Origin of the sequence: Pseudomonas sp. 43mfcvi1.1, from assembly GCF_900115935.1 — a bacterium.
Classification (GTDB): domain Bacteria; phylum Pseudomonadota; class Gammaproteobacteria; order Pseudomonadales; family Pseudomonadaceae; genus Aquipseudomonas; species Aquipseudomonas bijieensis.
The window spans coordinates 362,512-378,372 of sequence record NZ_UETT01000001.1 but is presented as its reverse complement, the minus strand read 5'-3'; the positions used below and the strand labels follow the sequence as shown (position 1 = coordinate 378,372).

Here is a 15,861-nt window from a genome sequence, read left to right as displayed (position 1 = left end):
TGCACCGCCCCAACGCGACCAAAGGTCGCACCCTTGGGCCAGAGCGACAGGCGTATCATTGCGCCACCGCAACACCCTTTCTGACCGTGGTCGGCACGTACTGGCCCCGGCACTTTTCCACTGCCGTGGGATGCATTTGATGAGCAACCAGATTCCGGTACATGACGTTACCCCGCCTGCCAAGGACGCGACCAAAAGCGTCGACCTGTATGCCTCCCGGGAAAAAATCTACACCCGCGCCTTCACCGGCCTGTTCCGTAACCTGCGGATGCTTGGCGGAGCGTTCCTGTTCCTGCTGTATTTCGGTACGGTATGGTTGAACTGGGGCGGTCACCAGGCCGTCTGGTGGAACCTGCCGGAACGCAAGTTCTTCATTTTTGGCGCGACCTTCTGGCCCCAGGATTTCATCCTGTTGTCCGGGATGCTGATCATTGCGGCATTTGGCCTGTTTTTCATCACGGTCTATGCCGGACGAGTGTGGTGCGGCTATACCTGCCCACAGAGCGTGTGGACCTGGATCTTCATGTGGTGCGAAAAAGTCACCGAAGGCGATCGCAACCAACGCATCAAGCTCGACAAGGCCCCCATGGGCGCCAACAAGTTCCTGCGCAAGTTCGCCAAGCACAGCCTGTGGTTGCTGATCGGCTTCGTCACCGGCATGACCTTTGTCGGTTACTTCACACCAATCCGTGAACTGGTGTTCGAGTTCTTCACCGGCCAGGCCGATGGCTGGTCGTACTTCTGGGTCGGTTTCTTCACCCTCGCCACCTACGGCAATGCCGGCTGGCTGCGTGAACAGGTGTGCATCTACATGTGCCCTTACGCGCGCTTCCAGAGCGTGATGTTCGACAAGGACACCTTGATCGTTTCCTACGACCCGCGCCGTGGCGAAAGCCGTGGCCCCCGCAAGAAGGGCGTTGACTACAAGGCCCTGGGCCTTGGCGATTGCATCGACTGCACCATGTGCGTCCAAGTCTGCCCTACCGGCATCGACATCCGCGACGGCCTGCAGATCGAGTGTATCGGCTGCGCAGCCTGCATCGATGCCTGCGACAACATCATGGACAAAATGGATTATCCACGCGGCCTGATCAGCTACACCACCGAACACAACCTCTCGGGGCAGAAAACCCATAAACTGCGCCCGCGCCTGATCGGTTATGCCGTGGTGCTGCTGGCCATGATCAGCCTGCTGGCGGCGGCGTTCTTCATGCGCTCGCTGGTGGGTTTCGACGTCAGCAAGGACCGCGTGCTGTACCGCGAAAACGCCGAAGGCCGGATCGAGAACGTCTACAGCCTGAAGATCATGAACAAAGACCAACGCGACCATACGTACGTCCTGGAAGCCGCCGGCCTGCCCGACCTCAAGTTGCAAGGCCGCCGGGAGATCAAGGTCGCGGCCGGCGAGATCTACAGCCAGCCGGTCGAGCTGTCCAGCGCACCTGAGCAACTGCCATCGAGCACCAACGAGGTGACCTTCATCCTCAAGGACGCCGATGACAGCAGCGTACATGTCGAAGCCAAGAGCCGGTTCATCGGCCCACAAACTCGTTGAGAGAAATGAACATGCCTGCAGCAACCGCCACCAGCCCTTGGTACAAGCACCTCTGGCCGTGGATCATCATCGCGATCCTGACCTGTTCGGTGACACTGAGCCTGACGATGGTGACCATTGCGGTGAAGAATCCGGACAACCTGGTCAACGACAACTATTACGAGGCCGGCAAGGGCATCAACCGCTCTCTGGAGCGCGAACTGCTGGCCCAGACCCTGCAACTGCATGCCAACGTGCAACTGGATGATGTGACCGGCGAAGTGAACCTGCGCCTGAACGGCGACAGCCGCCCCCAGACCCTGGAACTGAGCCTGATCTCGCCAACCCAGCCGGAGAAAGATCGCAAAATTGTCCTGACCCGCAACGACAGCGAGCCGGGGCGCTACGTCGGCCAGTTGACGGACAAGATCGAAGGCCGGCGCTTTGTCGAATTGCTGGGCGTGGAGAACGACAAGACCTGGCGCCTGTTCGAAGAAGAACAGATCAGCCACGACCAGGACATCCTGCTCGGCGATGAACCGCTGCAAGGCGCTGAAGACCTGAAGAAATAGCGGCTGCGTTTCGCGCAATCGCGAGCAGGCTCGCTCCCACATCAGGTTTATGTCACCACGACATTCCAATGTGGGAGCGAGCCTGCTCGCGAAGAGGCCTTCAGATGCCAGCAAGTTTCAATATGTGAATACCCATGACCACTCCACAGCCCTGCTACCACTGCGCCCTGCCCGTTCCTCCCGGCAGCCGCTTCACCGCCGTTGTCCTCGGTGAAACCCGCGAGCTGTGCTGCCCGGGCTGCCAGGCGGTGGCCGAGGCGATTGTCGCCGGCGGCCTGGAAAGCTATTACCTGCATCGCAGCGAAGCGTCAGCCAACCCCGACACCCTGCCTGTCCAACTGACCGATGAACTGACGCTGTACGATCGCCCCGACGTGCAGCAATCGTTCGTGCGCCATGAAGGCGAACTGGCCGAAACCACCTTGTTGATGGAAGGCATCAGTTGCGCCGCCTGTGGCTGGTTGATCGAAAAACAGCTGCGCAACCTGCCGGCCGTGGCCGAAGCACGGCTGAACCTGTCCAATCATCGCCTGCATGTACGCTGGGCCGACGCCCAATTGCCGCTGAGCACGTTGCTCGCCGAGTTGCGCCAGATCGGCTACGTCGCCCACCCGTACCAAGCCGACCAGGCTTGCGAGCAACTCGCCGCACAAAACCGCCTGGCCCTGCGCCAATTGGGCGTGGCCGGCCTGTTGTGGTTCCAGGCAATGATGGCGACCATGGCCACCTGGCCGGAATTCAACATCGACCTGAGCCCGGAGATGCACACCATCCTGCGCTGGGTCGCGCTGTTCCTCACCACCCCTATCGTCTTCTACAGCTGCGCGCCATTCTTCAAAGGCGCCATGCGCGACCTGCGCACCCGGCATCTGACCATGGACGTTTCGGTGTCCCTGGCCATCGGCAGCGCCTACATTGCCGGGATCTGGACATCGATTACCGGCGTCGGCGAGTTGTACTTCGATGCCGTCGGCATGTTCGCCCTGTTCCTGCTGGCCGGCCGCTACCTGGAACGCCGCGCCCGGGAGCGCACCGCCGCCGCCACCGCCCAATTGGTCAACCTGCTGCCGGCCTCGTGTCTGCGCCTGGAGGCGAACGGCCAGAGCGAACGCATCCTGCTCAGCGAATTGCGCACAGGTGACCGGGTACTGGTGCATCCGGGGGCGGTCCTGCCGGCCGACGGCAAGATCCTCGATGGGCAGTCCAGCATCGACGAGTCGCTGCTGACCGGCGAATACCTGCCACAACCTCGCCAAGTGGGCGATGCGGTCACTGCGGGCACGCTGAACGTCGAAGGGGCCCTGACGGTCGAGGTACTGGCCCTCGGGCAAGACACCCGATTGTCGGCCATCGTGCGGCTTTTGGAGCGGGCCCAGGCCGAGAAGCCGCGGCTGGCGGAAATCGCCGATCGTGCCGCCCAATGGTTCCTGTTGTTCTCACTGGTCGCGGCGGCGGCCATCGGCCTGTTGTGGTGGCAGCTGGATGCCTCGCGGGCCTTCTGGATCGTACTGGCGATGCTCGTCGCCACCTGCCCTTGCGCGCTGTCCCTGGCTACACCGACGGCCCTCACCGCTGCCACCGGCACCTTGCACAAACTCGGCCTGCTGCTGACGCGCGGTCATGTGCTGGAAGGCCTGAACCAGATCGACACGGTCATTTTCGACAAGACCGGCACCCTCACCGAAGGCCGCCTGGCGTTACGCGCGATTCGGCCATTGGCGGTCCTCGACAGCGATCAATGCCTGGCCTTGGCCGCAGCCCTGGAAAACCGTTCGGAACACCCCATCGCCCGCGCCTTCGGCCGCGCGCCCTTGGCCGCCGAGCAAGTGCAGAGTACCCCGGGGCTGGGGCTGGAAGGGCTGGTGGCCGCACAACGCCTGCGCATCGGCCAGCCCGGTTTTGTCTGCGAACTGAGTGGCGCTTCCGTACCGCTGATGCCGGACGAACCCGGGCAATGGCTGTTGCTGGGCGATGAGATCGGGCCGCTGGCCTGGTTCGTCCTCGATGACCGCTTGCGCGTCGATGCCCCTGCCCTGCTGGCGGCCTGCAAGGCGCGGGGCTGGCGCACGCTGCTGTTGTCGGGTGACAGTTCGCCGATGGTTGCCAGCGTCGCTGCCGAACTGGGTATCGATGAAGCCCGGGGCGGCCTGCGCCCGGACGACAAACTGGCCGTGTTGCAACAGTTGCACCAACAGGGCCGCAAGGTGCTGATGCTCGGTGATGGTGTGAATGACGTGCCAGTGTTGGCGGCGGCGGACATCAGTGTCGCCATGGGCTCGGCCACCGACCTGGCCAAGACCAGCGCCGACGCGGTGTTGCTGTCCAACCGCCTCGACGCCCTGGTCCATGCCTTCAGCCTGGCCCGACGCACCCGCCGGGTGATCATCGAGAACCTGGTGTGGGCAGGGCTGTACAATGGCCTCATGTTGCCGTTCGCCGCCCTCGGCTGGATTACGCCGGTGTGGGCCGCGGTCGGCATGTCCATCAGTTCGTTGACCGTGGTGTTGAATGCGCTGAGACTGACCCGTCAGCCCAAGGTGCAGGTTATCGACGCCACGCCCGATACCCGCCCGCTGCCGGCCTGAGCCGCGCGGGCATGGAGTTCCGACATGCCAGCTCTCTACGTGATGATTCCGGCCGCGCTGCTGATCGTGGCCATCGCCGTGTACATTTTCTTCTGGGCCGTGGACAGCGGGCAGTACGACGACCTCGACGGCCCGGCCCACAGCATTCTGTTCGACGATCAGGACCCGAACCACAAGGCGGCGGTGGACGAAGCCAGTGGCGAGCCCCGCAAGCCGGACGACAAGGCCCCACCCCATGCTTGACCTGGCGCCCCTGTTGGTTTCGGCGGTCATCCTCGGCCTGCTCGGCGGCGGCCATTGCCTGGGCATGTGCGGCGGCCTGATGGGCGCCCTGACCCTGGCAATTCCCAAGGAACAGCGCAGCCGGCGCTTCCGGTTGCTACTGGCGTACAACCTGGGGCGGATCCTGAGCTATGCCACCGCCGGGTTGTTGATCGGCCTGGCCGGTTGGGCCGTCTCCAACAGCCCGGCAGCGATGATCATGCGGGTGCTGGCCGGCCTGCTGTTGATTGCCATGGGCCTGTACCTGGCGGGTTGGTGGAGCGGCCTGACCCGTATCGAAAGCGTCGGGCGTGGCTTGTGGGGGCACATCCAGCCTGTCGCCAACCGTTTGCTGCCGGTGTCGAGCCTGCCCCGGGCCTTGCTGCTTGGCGCGCTGTGGGGTTGGTTGCCGTGTGGGTTGGTCTACAGCACCCTGTTGTGGTCCGCCAGCCAGGGCAATGCCCTGGACAGCGCATTGCTGATGCTCGCCTTCGGCCTCGGCACCTGGCCGGTGCTGCTCGCCACCGGGCTGGCCGCCGAACGCGTCACCGCCCTGCTGCGCAAACGCAGCGTGCGCATGGCCGGTGGCTTGCTGGTGATTATTTTCGGGATCTGGACACTGCCCGGGCCGCATCAACATTGGCTCATGGGGCATTGACCGAGTCGCCGCCAATCGCGAGCGGGCTCGCTCCCACAGTCTCCTGTGGGAGCGAGCTTGCTCGCGATGAGGCCAGCACCGATGCCCCGTTGACGCAAATCAAAACGGCCTTGCCCACAGCCCCCTAGACTCGCCCCATGCCAGTCTATCCGGGAAATGCCCGCATGCTCGACACCATTCGTTGGGACTCAGATCTCATCCGCCGTTACGACCTGGCGGGACCACGCTACACCTCGTACCCCACCGCCGCACAGTTCGGCGGCCAGGTGGGCACCTTCGACCTGCTCCACGCCCTGCGTGACAGCCGCAAGGCCCTGCGGCCGCTGTCGCTGTATGTGCACATACCGTTCTGCGCGAACATTTGCTACTACTGCGCCTGCAACAAAGTCATCACCAAGGACCGTGGCCGCGCCCACGCCTATCTGCAACGCCTGGAACAGGAAATCCAGCTGATCGGCTGCCACCTGGACCCCACCCAACGCGTGGAACAGTTGCACTTTGGCGGTGGCACCCCGACGTTCCTCAGCCACGACGAACTGCGCCAACTGATGGCCAAGTTGCGCAAGCATTTGAACCTGTTGGATGACGATTCCGGCGACTACAGCATTGAAATCGACCCCCGGGAAGCCGATTGGTCGACCATGGGCCTGCTGCGTGAATTGGGTTTCAACCGGGTCAGTATCGGCGTGCAAGACCTTGACCCGGCGGTGCAACGAGCCGTCAATCGCCTGCAAAGCCTGGAAGAAACCCGTGCCGTGGTCGAAGCCGCCCGGACCTTGCAGTTCCGCTCGATCAATATCGACCTGATCTACGGACTGCCCAAGCAGACGCCGGAAAACTTCGCTCGCACCGTCCAGGAAGTCATCCATCTGCAACCGGACCGGCTCTCGGTATTCAACTACGCCCACCTACCGGAACGCTTCATGCCCCAGCGGCGCATCGACAGCCAGGACTTGCCGAACCCGGAGCAGAAACTGGCGATGCTGCAAGGCACCATCGAACAACTGACCGCCGCCGGTTACCGCTACGTAGGCATGGACCACTTCGCCCTGCCCGACGACGAACTGGCAATCGCCCAGGAAGAGGCCACGCTGCAGCGCAACTTCCAGGGCTACACCACCCATGGTCATTGCGACCTGATCGGTCTGGGCGTTTCAGCCATCAGCCAGATCGGTGATTTGTACTGCCAGAACAGCAGTGACCTGAACCATTACCAGAACACCCTCGCCGACGGGCAACTGGCGACCAGCCGCGGACTGATATGCAACGCCGACGACCGCCTGCGGCGCGCGGTGATCCAGCAGTTGATCTGCCATTTCCACCTGGCTTTCGCCGAGATCGAACAAGGCTTCAACATCGATTTCCGTGGCTATTTCGCGTCGTTGTGGCCGCAGTTGCAAGCCATGGCCAAGGACGGCCTGATCGAACTGGACAGCACACATATCAAAGTACTGCCGGCGGGTCGCCTGCTGGTGCGATCCGTGTGCATGGTGTTCGATGCCTATCTGGAGCAACAAAACCGACAGCGCTTCTCCCGAGTCATCTGAGCGCGACAATTTGACGACGAAAGCACACTGGTCGGGGCGACTACGCTGGGGTACCCTTACGCCTTATGTGTGATTTCCCACAAGGATTTAAGAAATGTCCGAGCCAGTCAAACTGCGCGCCCATAACCAGGCCCATTGCAAGGATTGCAGCCTGGCGCCCCTCTGCCTGCCACTTTCGCTGAACCTGGAGGACATGGATGCGCTGGACGACATCGTGAAGCGGGGCCGACCTTTGAAAAAAGGTGAGTTCCTGTTTCGCCAGGGCGACGCCTTCGACTCCGTTTATGCCGTGCGCTCGGGCGCCTTGAAAACCTTCAACTTGAGCGATGGCGGCGAAGAGCAGCTCACTGGCTTCCACCTGCCCAGCGAGCTGGTAGGCCTATCCGGCATGGACACCGAGAGCCATCCGGTCTCGGCCCAAGCGCTGGAAACCACCTCGGTGTGTGAAATCCCCTTCGATCGCCTGGACGAGCTGGCCTTGCAACTGCCGCAGCTGCGCCGCCAGTTGATGCGGGTCATGAGCCGGGAAATCCGTGACGATCAGCAAATGATGCTGCTGCTCTCGAAAAAAACCGCCGACGAGCGTATCGCCACGTTCCTGGTCAACCTCTCGGCACGCTTTCGCGCCCGCGGGTTCTCAGCCAACCAGTTCCGCCTGAGCATGTCGCGCAACGAAATCGGCAACTACCTGGGCCTGGCGGTGGAAACCGTGTCCCGAGTGTTCACCCGTTTCCAACAGAACGAGCTGATTGCCGCCGAAGGCAAGGAAATTCACATTCTCGACCCGATCCAACTGTGCGCCCTGGCCGGCGGTTCGATCGAAGGCTGATGGACCCGCGCGGCTGAGGGATTTGTCTCGCCGCGCTATACTGCCGCGTTTGCAGCCCTGCCAGGACACCTCCACGATGGTCTTTGACTCCTTCGACATCAAATCCCTGATCCGCCCCGTGATCGATTTCCCCAAGCCCGGCGTGATCTTTCGCGACATTACCCCACTGTTCCAATCCCCGACCGCCCTGCGGCTGGTCATGGACAGTTTCGCCCACCGGTATGTCGAGGCCGAGTTCACTCACATCGGCGCGATGGATGCCCGAGGCTTCCTGATCGGCTCGATCCTGGCCTATCAGCTGAACAAGCCGCTGGTCTTGTTCCGCAAGCAAGGCAAGCTGCCGGCCGATGTGCTGGCCGAGGGTTACCAGACCGAGTACGGCGAAGCCTTCCTGGAAGTACACGCCGATAGCTTGTGCGAGGGGGACTCGGTGGTGATGTTCGATGACCTGATCGCCACTGGCGGCACGCTGATCGCCGCCGCCAACCTGATCCGCCGCATGGGCGCCAAGGTCCACGAGGCCGCGGCGATCATCGACTTGCCAGAATTGCTCGGCTCCCAGCGCCTGGAGGACATGGGGATCCCGACGTTCTGCCTGACGCAGTTCTCGCTCAGCGAAAAATAATCCTCACCCACAACACATAACCCTTGTGGGAGCGAGCCTGCTCGCGATAGCGATAAATCAACCAGTATTGATGTTGACTGACACACCGCTATCGCGAGCAGGCTCGCTCCCACAAGGATTGTTGGGTTGATGTTATAAGGCGATCGGCTTGCGCCCCGCAAACGAATGCGCCAACGTCCCGCCATCCACCAACTCAAGCTCCCCACCCAGCGGCACGCCATGGGCGATGCGCGAGGCGACCAGGCCTTTGTTGTTCAGCAGTTGGGCGATGTAATGGGCGGTCGCTTCGCCTTCGACCGTCGGGTTCGTGGCGAGGATAACCTCCGTGAACGTACCCGCCTCTTCGATCCGCGCGATCAACTGTGGAATGCCGATGGCTTCAGGCCCCAAGCCATCGAGCGGTGACAGATGGCCCTTGAGCACGAAATAACGACCGCGAAAACCGGTCTGCTCCACCGCATACACATCCATCGGGCCTTCCACGACGCACAGCAGGCTGTCGTCCCGACGCGGATCGGCGCATTGCGGGCAAAGATCGTCTTCGGTGAGGGTTCGGCATAAACGGCAATGCCCTACACCTTCCATGGCCTGGCTAAGAGCCTGGGCCAGGCGCGAACCGCCGCTGCGATCACGCTCGAGCAATTGCAACGCCATGCGCTGGGCAGTTTTCTGACCCACACCCGGTAACGTTCGCAGGGCATCGATCAGTTGGCGAATCAAAGGGCTGAAGCTCATGGAGGAAATGTCCGACATAACAACGAGACGCGGTTTATACCCGCGCCTCCGATTAGCGTCAAATACTCAATCCTGCGCGACCCGAACCACCAACTTGCCGAAGTTGCGCCCTTCCAGCAGGCCGATAAACGCCTGTGGCGCATTCTCGAGGCCATCGACCACGTCCTCGCGGAACTTGACCTTGCCATCGCGCACCCAAGGCGCCATGGCACTGATGAACTCCGGCTGACGATCACCGTAGTCGTCAAACACAATGAATCCCTGGATCCGCACGCGCTTGGTCAGCAAGGTGCGCTGCAGTTGTGGCAAACGGTCCGGGCCGCTCGGTGCCTGTTGATCATTGTAGGACGCGATCAGGCCACAGAGCGGGATCCGGGCCTTGGCATTGAGCAACGGCACGACGGCATCGAAGACTTTGCCCCCGACGTTTTCGTAATAGATGTCGATGCCCTTGTCGCAGGCCTGCGCCAGTTCCTCGGCAAAATTCGCGCTTTTATGATCGACACAGGCGTCAAAGCCCAGTTCGTCGACCACGTACTTGCATTTTTCGCGGCCGCCCGCAACGCCGATGACACGCAGGCCCTTGATTTTCGCCACCTGGCCGACCACCGAGCCCACCGCACCGGAGGCGGCCGCGACCACCAGGGTTTCCCCGGCCTTGGGTTGGCCAATGTCCATCAATCCCATGTAAGCGGTCATGCCCGGCATGCCCAGCACCCCAAGGGCCATCGACGGGCTAGGCAGCCCGGCGGGGATGGGCATCACATTGCGCCCATCGCTGATGCTGTGGCTCTGCCATCCCGTGGCGCCCACCACCAGATCACCCTCCTGGAATTTCGGGTGCAGCGAGCGCTCCACGCGGCTGACGGCGCCTCCGGTCATCACCCCATCGATTTCCACCGGCGCGGCGTAGGAAGGCGCGTCGCTCATTCGTCCGCGCATGTAGGGGTCCAGGGACAGGAACAGCGTCTTGAGCAGGATTTGCCCGTCCACCAGGTCCGGTAGGTTGATCTGCTCGAAGCGAAAATTGTCCGGGGTGGGTGCGCCTTTGGGTCGGGAGGCGAGGACGATGCGTTGGTTGGAGGTCGACGCTTGTGACATGGAAAGGTCTCCTTGATCGTTGATCGGCTCTTTATTAAGGAGCAGACCCTTTTGAAGGGGGTGTGTTCGATGCTCTTGCCGTTGGACCGCGGTGCCAGCATCGCGAGCAGGCTCGCTCCCGCAGGATGACGGTGGCAGACCTGGATTTTGTTAGTACCTTCAGACACTGTGGGAGCGAGCCTGCTCGCGATAGCGGTTTAACAGCCACCGAGGCTTTGGAGCAGAAACAAAAATGCCAGGCGCGATGCCTGGCATTGTGTGTAGCCCATCCCGACCGGGATGGCGAATCAGAACGGCAGCTTCATGCCCGGCGGCAGCTGCATGCCGGCGGTCATGCCGGACATCTTGTCCTGGCTGTTGGCTTCGATCTTGCGCACCGCGTCATTGACGGCGGCGGCGAACAGCGCTTCGAGCATTTCCTTGTCGTCTTCGCTCAGGCCTTCGACCACGCTTGGGTCGATGCTCACGCGCTTGATGTCGTGGCGACCGGTCATGACCACGGTCACCATATCGCCGCCGGACTTGCCGGTGACTTCGGCGTTGGCCAGTTCTTCCTGCATCTTGGCCATTTTTTCCTGCATCTGCTGCGCCTGCTTCATCAGGCCGGCCATGCCACCTTTCATCATGGGAATCACCTCGAAAGTACTTGGATAAACAACGCGCCCGGCCCGTTGGGCCCGACGCCTTCAGTTATGAGCCCTGGATGACCGGGGCCTCGACAGGTTCGATAGTATCGTGACGGACCACGGCGCCGAACTGTTGCATCATCTGCTGGATGAATGGATCACTGTGGATCGACTCTTCGGCTTCGCGCTGACGGTCGGCACGGCGACGGGACGCGGCCTGGGCCGGGGTCTCCTGCTCGGGCTTGATCAGCTCGATGGTCAACGTCAGGGTGCGCTGGTGGTACTGGTTCAGTGCATCGTTGAGGCGACGCTGCTGGGTCGCGTTGAACAATGCGCTGTGGGCCGGGTCCAGGTGCAACAGCCAGTGGTCGCCTTCCACGGAGATCAGCGTGCAGTTGGCGGCGATGCTACCGGTCATGCCGCTGATCGGCAGTCGAGGGAACAGTTCCAGCCATTGCAGGGCCAGCCCGGTGGCCGGCATCGCCGCCGGTTCCGGCTCGGGCTCCGGGGCCGGCTCGGCGGCGTGCTCGCTGGCCAGGTCGTCCAGGTAGCTGTAGGCCGAATCCATGTCCGGCTCGATGTAATCCTCGTCCAGCGGCGGCTCATCGTCCAGGTCGATGCCCGGCGTGGCGACGTCGACGTCGGCCACTGTTGGCTCGGGCACTGGCGCGACGACCCACTCCGGCGCATCGGGTACCACGCTGTCGGGCGTTGGCAATGGCATCGGCGGCAACTCAGGCTGCTCGGCGATGGTCTCCAGGACCGGCTCCACGGCGGGTTGCTGGACAACCTCCGGCTCGACCGGATCGTTCCAGGGCAGGTCGACCACGGCTTCGACGACAGGTTCGGGCGCCGCCTCGACGACCGGTTCGGGTTCTGGCTCAGGGGCCGTGACAACGGGTGTCGGGGTCGGTTGTGCCACAGGCGCGTCCGGAGCCGAAGCCACTGCCGGCGCAACGACGGGCGCGGCAGCCACTGGCTTGGCGGAATCAGCTGTGGCCTGGCTGATCCCCACTGGCTTTAGCGGCTGCCTCGGGGCGTCCGCCGTGTCGGCTGGCCGGAATGCCAGCATTCGCAACAGGACCATTTCGAAGCCGCCGCGCGGATCCGGCGCCAGGGGCAGGTCGCGACGGCCAATCAGGCCCATCTGGTAATAGAACTGCACGTCTTCGGCCGGCAGTGCCTGGGCCAGGGCCAGTACGCGATCACGGTCGCCATGGCCGTTGTCGACGCCATCCGGCAAGGCCTGGGCGATGGCGACACGGTGCAGCACGTTGAGGATTTCCGAGAGCACGCCATTCCAGTCCGGCCCCTGCTCGGCCAGGTGACGCACGGCCTCGAGCAGCGCCTTGGCGTCGCCTTCGATCAGCGCCTGCAACACGTCATAGACCTGACCGTGATCGAGAGTGCCGAGCATGGCCCGGACATCGGCGGCCATGACCTTGCCTTCACCGAAAGCGATGGCCTGGTCGGTCAGGCTCATGGCATCGCGCATCGAACCATCGGCGGCGCGGCCCAGCAGCCACAGTGCATCGTCCTCGAAGGGCACGTTCTCGACGCCCAGTACGTGCGTCAGGTGCTCGACGACCCGTTCCGGCGTCATGTTCTTGAGGGAGAACTGCAAGCATCGCGACAAAATCGTTGCAGGAAGTTTCTGCGGGTCAGTGGTCGCCAGGATGAACTTGACGTAGGGCGGCGGCTCCTCGAGGGTCTTGAGCAGCGCATTGAAAGAATGGCTGGAGAGCATGTGCACTTCGTCGATTAGGTAGACCTTGAAGCGCCCACGGCTCGGCGCGTACTGCACGTTATCGAGCAGCTCGCGGGTGTCTTCGACCTTGGTGCGGCTGGCGGCGTCGATCTCGATCAGGTCGACGAAACGGCCCTCGTCGATTTCCCGGCAGACCGAGCACTCGCCGCAAGGCGTCGAGGTGATGCCGGTTTCACAGTTCAGGCACTTGGCGATGATCCGCGCGATGGTGGTCTTGCCCACGCCGCGGGTACCCGTGAACAGGTAGGCATGGTGCAGCCGCTGGCTGTCCAAGGCATTGATCAGAGCCTTGAGCACATGGGTCTGGCCGACCATTTCGCGGAACGAGCGCGGACGCCATTTACGTGCAAGAACCTGATAACTCATCGAAAACCGTCGCAACGAAGGAACATAAGCGGCTAATGCTAGCGGAGCAGGGGCGAAATTGCATCCGGTGTGCTCGTCTAATCTGACTAAGATTGGTCAAGGACTCGGTTGTCGACGCGGTTTTGTACAGTCAGGAGAGTTTATGCGCTCAGCCATGGGGGCTTTGCTGTTGTTGGGTACCAGTTGCTTTGCCGAGGAAGGCCCCTTGCGCTTCGCCGTTACCGACGGCTGGGCGATGCCCATGGTGCAGATCGAACGAGGTCGGCCGACTCAGGGCATCATTCCCGACATCATGACAAGCCTGGCGACCCAGGTAGGGCTGCCGGCGCAATTCCACGTCCTGTCCCGCGCCCGGCTGGACGGCGCCATGAAACACGGCGAAATCGACCTGCGCTGTTATGTCAGCCCCGACTGGGTGAAGGACAGTGGCGATTATTTGTGGAGCATCCCGTTGTTTTTCCAGCGTGACCTGCTCGTCGCCACGGCAAGCACCCCTGCGGCGGTCACACCCGCAACGTTGCCGGAACAAGCCATCGGCACGGTGCTCGGCTATACCTACCCGACCTTGCAACCCTTGTTCGACAGCGGCCAACTGCACCGCGACGACGCCCGCAGCCAGGAACAAGTGCTGGCGAAACTGCTGGCCGGACGTTATCGCTACGGGATCAGTAACCAATGGGCACTGGACTGGTTCAATCAACGCCATACCGCCGATCGACAACTCCATGAAGTGGCGGTACTCCAGGAACAGCAGTTGAGCTGTTACGTGCGCAACGATCCGAGCATCCCGGCGCAACGCATCCTGAGGACATTGCTGACCATGAAGACATCCGGGGAGATCGACGCAATCATCCAGCTTTATACCGGTCGCAGTGACGTATCGCCGGCCAGCAGCAACACACCCTCTCCCTGATCGCCGGGTCGCTGCCGCCATTGCGCCGGCGGGATGAACCCCAGGACCCAGTCGGGGATCTGTTCGGGCGGCATGGGCCGGGCGATGAAGTAACCTTGGGCCACCTCACAGCCCAGGCGCAGCAGCAACTGGCCATGCTCCAGGCTGTCCAGGCCCTCGGCGACCACCTCACGGCCAAACGCCCGGGCCAGGCCGATCACCGCTTCGGTCAGCGCCAGGTCGTCCTGGTCGTCGAGAATGTCGCGGACAAAGGTCTTGTCGATCTTGATGGTCTGCGTGCGCAGGTGCTTGAGGTCGTTGAGCGAGCAGTAGCCGGTGCCGAAACCACCCAGTGAAAAACCCACGCCCAACGCCTGGCAGGCCTGGAGGCAAGCGCTGACGTGTGCAAGGTTCTCCACCGCGACGGATTCGACAATCTGCAGATCCAACAGCCGTGGCGGTACCGCCGGATGCCGCTCCAGCACCTGACGCAACCGCTCGACAAAATCCGCCCGCTGGAAATGCCGCGCCGAGATATTGATGCTCACCGGCCAGCCCTGCCCCGCCTGCTGCCATTGCTGCAATTGGATGAGTACCTGCTCCATGACCCACTCGCCGATCTCGACGATCAGGTCAGTCTCTTCCACCAGGGGCAGGAACTCCCGAGGCGGCACCAGGCCACGTTGCGGGTGCTTCCAGCGCAGCAGCGCCTCGAGGCCGACCACGGTGCCATGACGCATATTGACCTTGGGCTGGAAATGCAGCCGCAGCTCATTACCGGCCAATGCCTGGCGGACCCGCTCGACAGTCTGGTAAGTGGCTCGCACTTCCTTGTCCCGGGACACATCGAACAAGTGGAAACGATTGCGACCGCTTTGCTTGGCCACGTACATCGCCTGGTCAGCGTGGCGCAACAAGGTCTCGGCGTCTTCGTTGTCCCATGGGAACAGCGTGACACCAATGCTGGCGAAAACCTTGATGTCCTTGCCGTCGATGCCATAAGGCATGGAAACGGCGATCAACACCCGGTTCAAGGCAGCATGTAATTCATCCATCCCACGCACATGGCGCAGCACCAGCACGAACTCGTCCCCACCCAGCCGTGCTACCACGTCCTCGCCACGCACAATGCTGCGCAGGCGCCTGGCAACTTCCACCAGCAGCCGATCGCCGCTGGCATGACCATAGCCGTCATTGACGGCCTTGAAGCCATCGAGGTCGAGCATGCACACCGCCAGGGGCAGGTTCTCCGCGCGTGAAAACTCCAGGGCCTGGTCCAGCAGTTCGGACAGATAAGTGCGGTTGGGCAGCCCGGTCAGCACATCGTGCCCTACCCGCCATTGCAGCGAATGCAGCAGGCGACGCTTTTCGCTGACGTCGAAGCGAATCGCCAGGTAGCGTTCAATTTGCCCGGTCTCGTCGTCGATCACCGGCACCAACGTGGTGTCGACCCAGTGCAGCGTACCGTCCTTGGCCCGGTTGCAGATCTCCCCTTTCCAGACCTGGCCCAGGGCAATGGTGCGCCACATGGCGCTGAAGAACTCGTCAGGGTGTTGGCCGGAATTGAGCAGGCGATGGTTCGCTCCCAACAACTCATCGCGCCGGTAACCAAAAAGGCTGCAAAATTGATCGTTGACGTAGGTGATGCGCCCGCTCAGATCGGTTTCGGAAAAAATCGCGGCGGCGTCAACGGCTCTGCGGTACTTCTTATCCATCGAAGCAGTCATCCATGAGTCAGGCTCATTTGTCGCGCGCGGTTGCA

At 62.4% G+C, this 15,861-nt stretch carries 14 protein-coding genes; 9 read left to right on the top strand and 5 right to left on the bottom strand.

The genetic code is table 11. From position 1 onward, the window contains the following. Window positions 1-139: 139 nt before the first annotated feature. From ccoG to DTP52_RS01660, 8 genes are all read left to right on the top strand, one after another. Window positions 140-1,555 carry a cytochrome c oxidase accessory protein CcoG gene (gene ccoG / locus DTP52_RS01695; RefSeq protein ID WP_109751557.1) on the top strand — a complete coding sequence of 472 codons (1,416 nt, stop codon included), beginning with the start codon at window positions 140-142 and terminating at the stop codon, window positions 1,553-1,555. An 11-nt stretch (window positions 1,556-1,566) separates the two neighbouring features. After that, complete coding sequence (locus DTP52_RS01690; protein WP_109751841.1) at window positions 1,567-2,106, top strand: FixH family protein; 540 nt, start codon at window positions 1,567-1,569, stop codon at window positions 2,104-2,106. 134 nt (window positions 2,107-2,240) lie between these two features. Continuing rightward, on the top strand, window positions 2,241-4,691 hold the full coding sequence (locus DTP52_RS01685) for a heavy metal translocating P-type ATPase (protein ID WP_109751556.1): 2,451 nt from the start codon (window positions 2,241-2,243) through the stop codon (window positions 4,689-4,691). 24 nt (window positions 4,692-4,715) lie between these two features. Continuing rightward, window positions 4,716-4,934 carry a cbb3-type cytochrome oxidase assembly protein CcoS gene (gene ccoS, locus DTP52_RS01680; RefSeq protein ID WP_047227179.1) on the top strand — a complete coding sequence of 73 codons (219 nt, stop codon included), beginning with the start codon at window positions 4,716-4,718 and terminating at the stop codon, window positions 4,932-4,934. Next, window positions 4,927-5,610 carry a sulfite exporter TauE/SafE family protein gene (locus DTP52_RS01675; protein ID WP_109751555.1) on the top strand — a complete coding sequence of 228 codons (684 nt, stop codon included), beginning with the start codon at window positions 4,927-4,929 and terminating at the stop codon, window positions 5,608-5,610. The genes ccoS and DTP52_RS01675 overlap by 8 nt, the downstream gene beginning before the upstream one ends. A 164-nt stretch (window positions 5,611-5,774) precedes the next feature. After that, window positions 5,775-7,157, top strand: a complete 1,383-nt coding sequence (gene hemN / locus DTP52_RS01670) for an oxygen-independent coproporphyrinogen III oxidase (protein WP_109751554.1) — start codon at window positions 5,775-5,777, stop codon at window positions 7,155-7,157. A gap of 94 nt (window positions 7,158-7,251) precedes the next feature. Next, entirely contained in the window at window positions 7,252-7,986 is a 735-nt protein-coding gene (fnr, locus tag DTP52_RS01665; protein WP_109751553.1) for a fumarate/nitrate reduction transcriptional regulator Fnr, read from the top strand. A 76-nt stretch (window positions 7,987-8,062) separates the two neighbouring features. Then, window positions 8,063-8,611: an adenine phosphoribosyltransferase gene (locus DTP52_RS01660; protein ID WP_003183509.1), complete on the top strand. Its 549-nt coding sequence runs from the start codon at window positions 8,063-8,065 to the stop codon at window positions 8,609-8,611. A 132-nt stretch (window positions 8,612-8,743) separates the two neighbouring features. On the opposite strand, the gene recR is transcribed toward DTP52_RS01660, so the two are convergent. The 4 genes from recR to dnaX all read right to left on the bottom strand — a co-directional run bounded on the left by recR (window position 8,744) and on the right by dnaX (window position 13,207). After that, window positions 8,744-9,346: a recombination mediator RecR gene (recR, locus tag DTP52_RS01655; protein ID WP_053183983.1), complete on the bottom strand. Its 603-nt coding sequence runs from the start codon at window positions 9,344-9,346 to the stop codon at window positions 8,744-8,746. Window positions 9,347-9,412: 66 nt separating this feature from the next. Further along, window positions 9,413-10,447 (bottom strand): NADP-dependent oxidoreductase, encoded by a 1,035-nt coding sequence (locus DTP52_RS01650; protein ID WP_109751552.1) that lies wholly within the window; start codon window positions 10,445-10,447, stop codon window positions 9,413-9,415. Window positions 10,448-10,734: 287 nt separating this feature from the next. Continuing rightward, entirely contained in the window at window positions 10,735-11,073 is a 339-nt protein-coding gene (locus tag DTP52_RS01645; RefSeq protein WP_003183512.1) for a YbaB/EbfC family nucleoid-associated protein, read from the bottom strand. A gap of 64 nt (window positions 11,074-11,137) precedes the next feature. Continuing rightward, complete coding sequence (dnaX, locus tag DTP52_RS01640) at window positions 11,138-13,207, bottom strand: DNA polymerase III subunit gamma/tau (protein ID WP_109751551.1); 2,070 nt, start codon at window positions 13,205-13,207, stop codon at window positions 11,138-11,140. Between the two features lie 142 nt (window positions 13,208-13,349). On the opposite strand from dnaX, the gene DTP52_RS01635 reads away from it, so the two are divergent. Then, complete coding sequence (locus DTP52_RS01635) at window positions 13,350-14,120, top strand: ABC transporter substrate-binding protein (protein ID WP_109751550.1); 771 nt, start codon at window positions 13,350-13,352, stop codon at window positions 14,118-14,120. On the opposite strand, the gene DTP52_RS01630 is transcribed toward DTP52_RS01635, so the two are convergent. Next, window positions 14,066-15,814, bottom strand: a complete 1,749-nt coding sequence (locus DTP52_RS01630; RefSeq protein WP_109751549.1) for a bifunctional diguanylate cyclase/phosphodiesterase — start codon at window positions 15,812-15,814, stop codon at window positions 14,066-14,068. The two genes, DTP52_RS01635 and DTP52_RS01630, sit on opposite strands and share 55 nt — an antisense overlap. Between the last annotated feature and the right edge of the window lie 47 nt (window positions 15,815-15,861).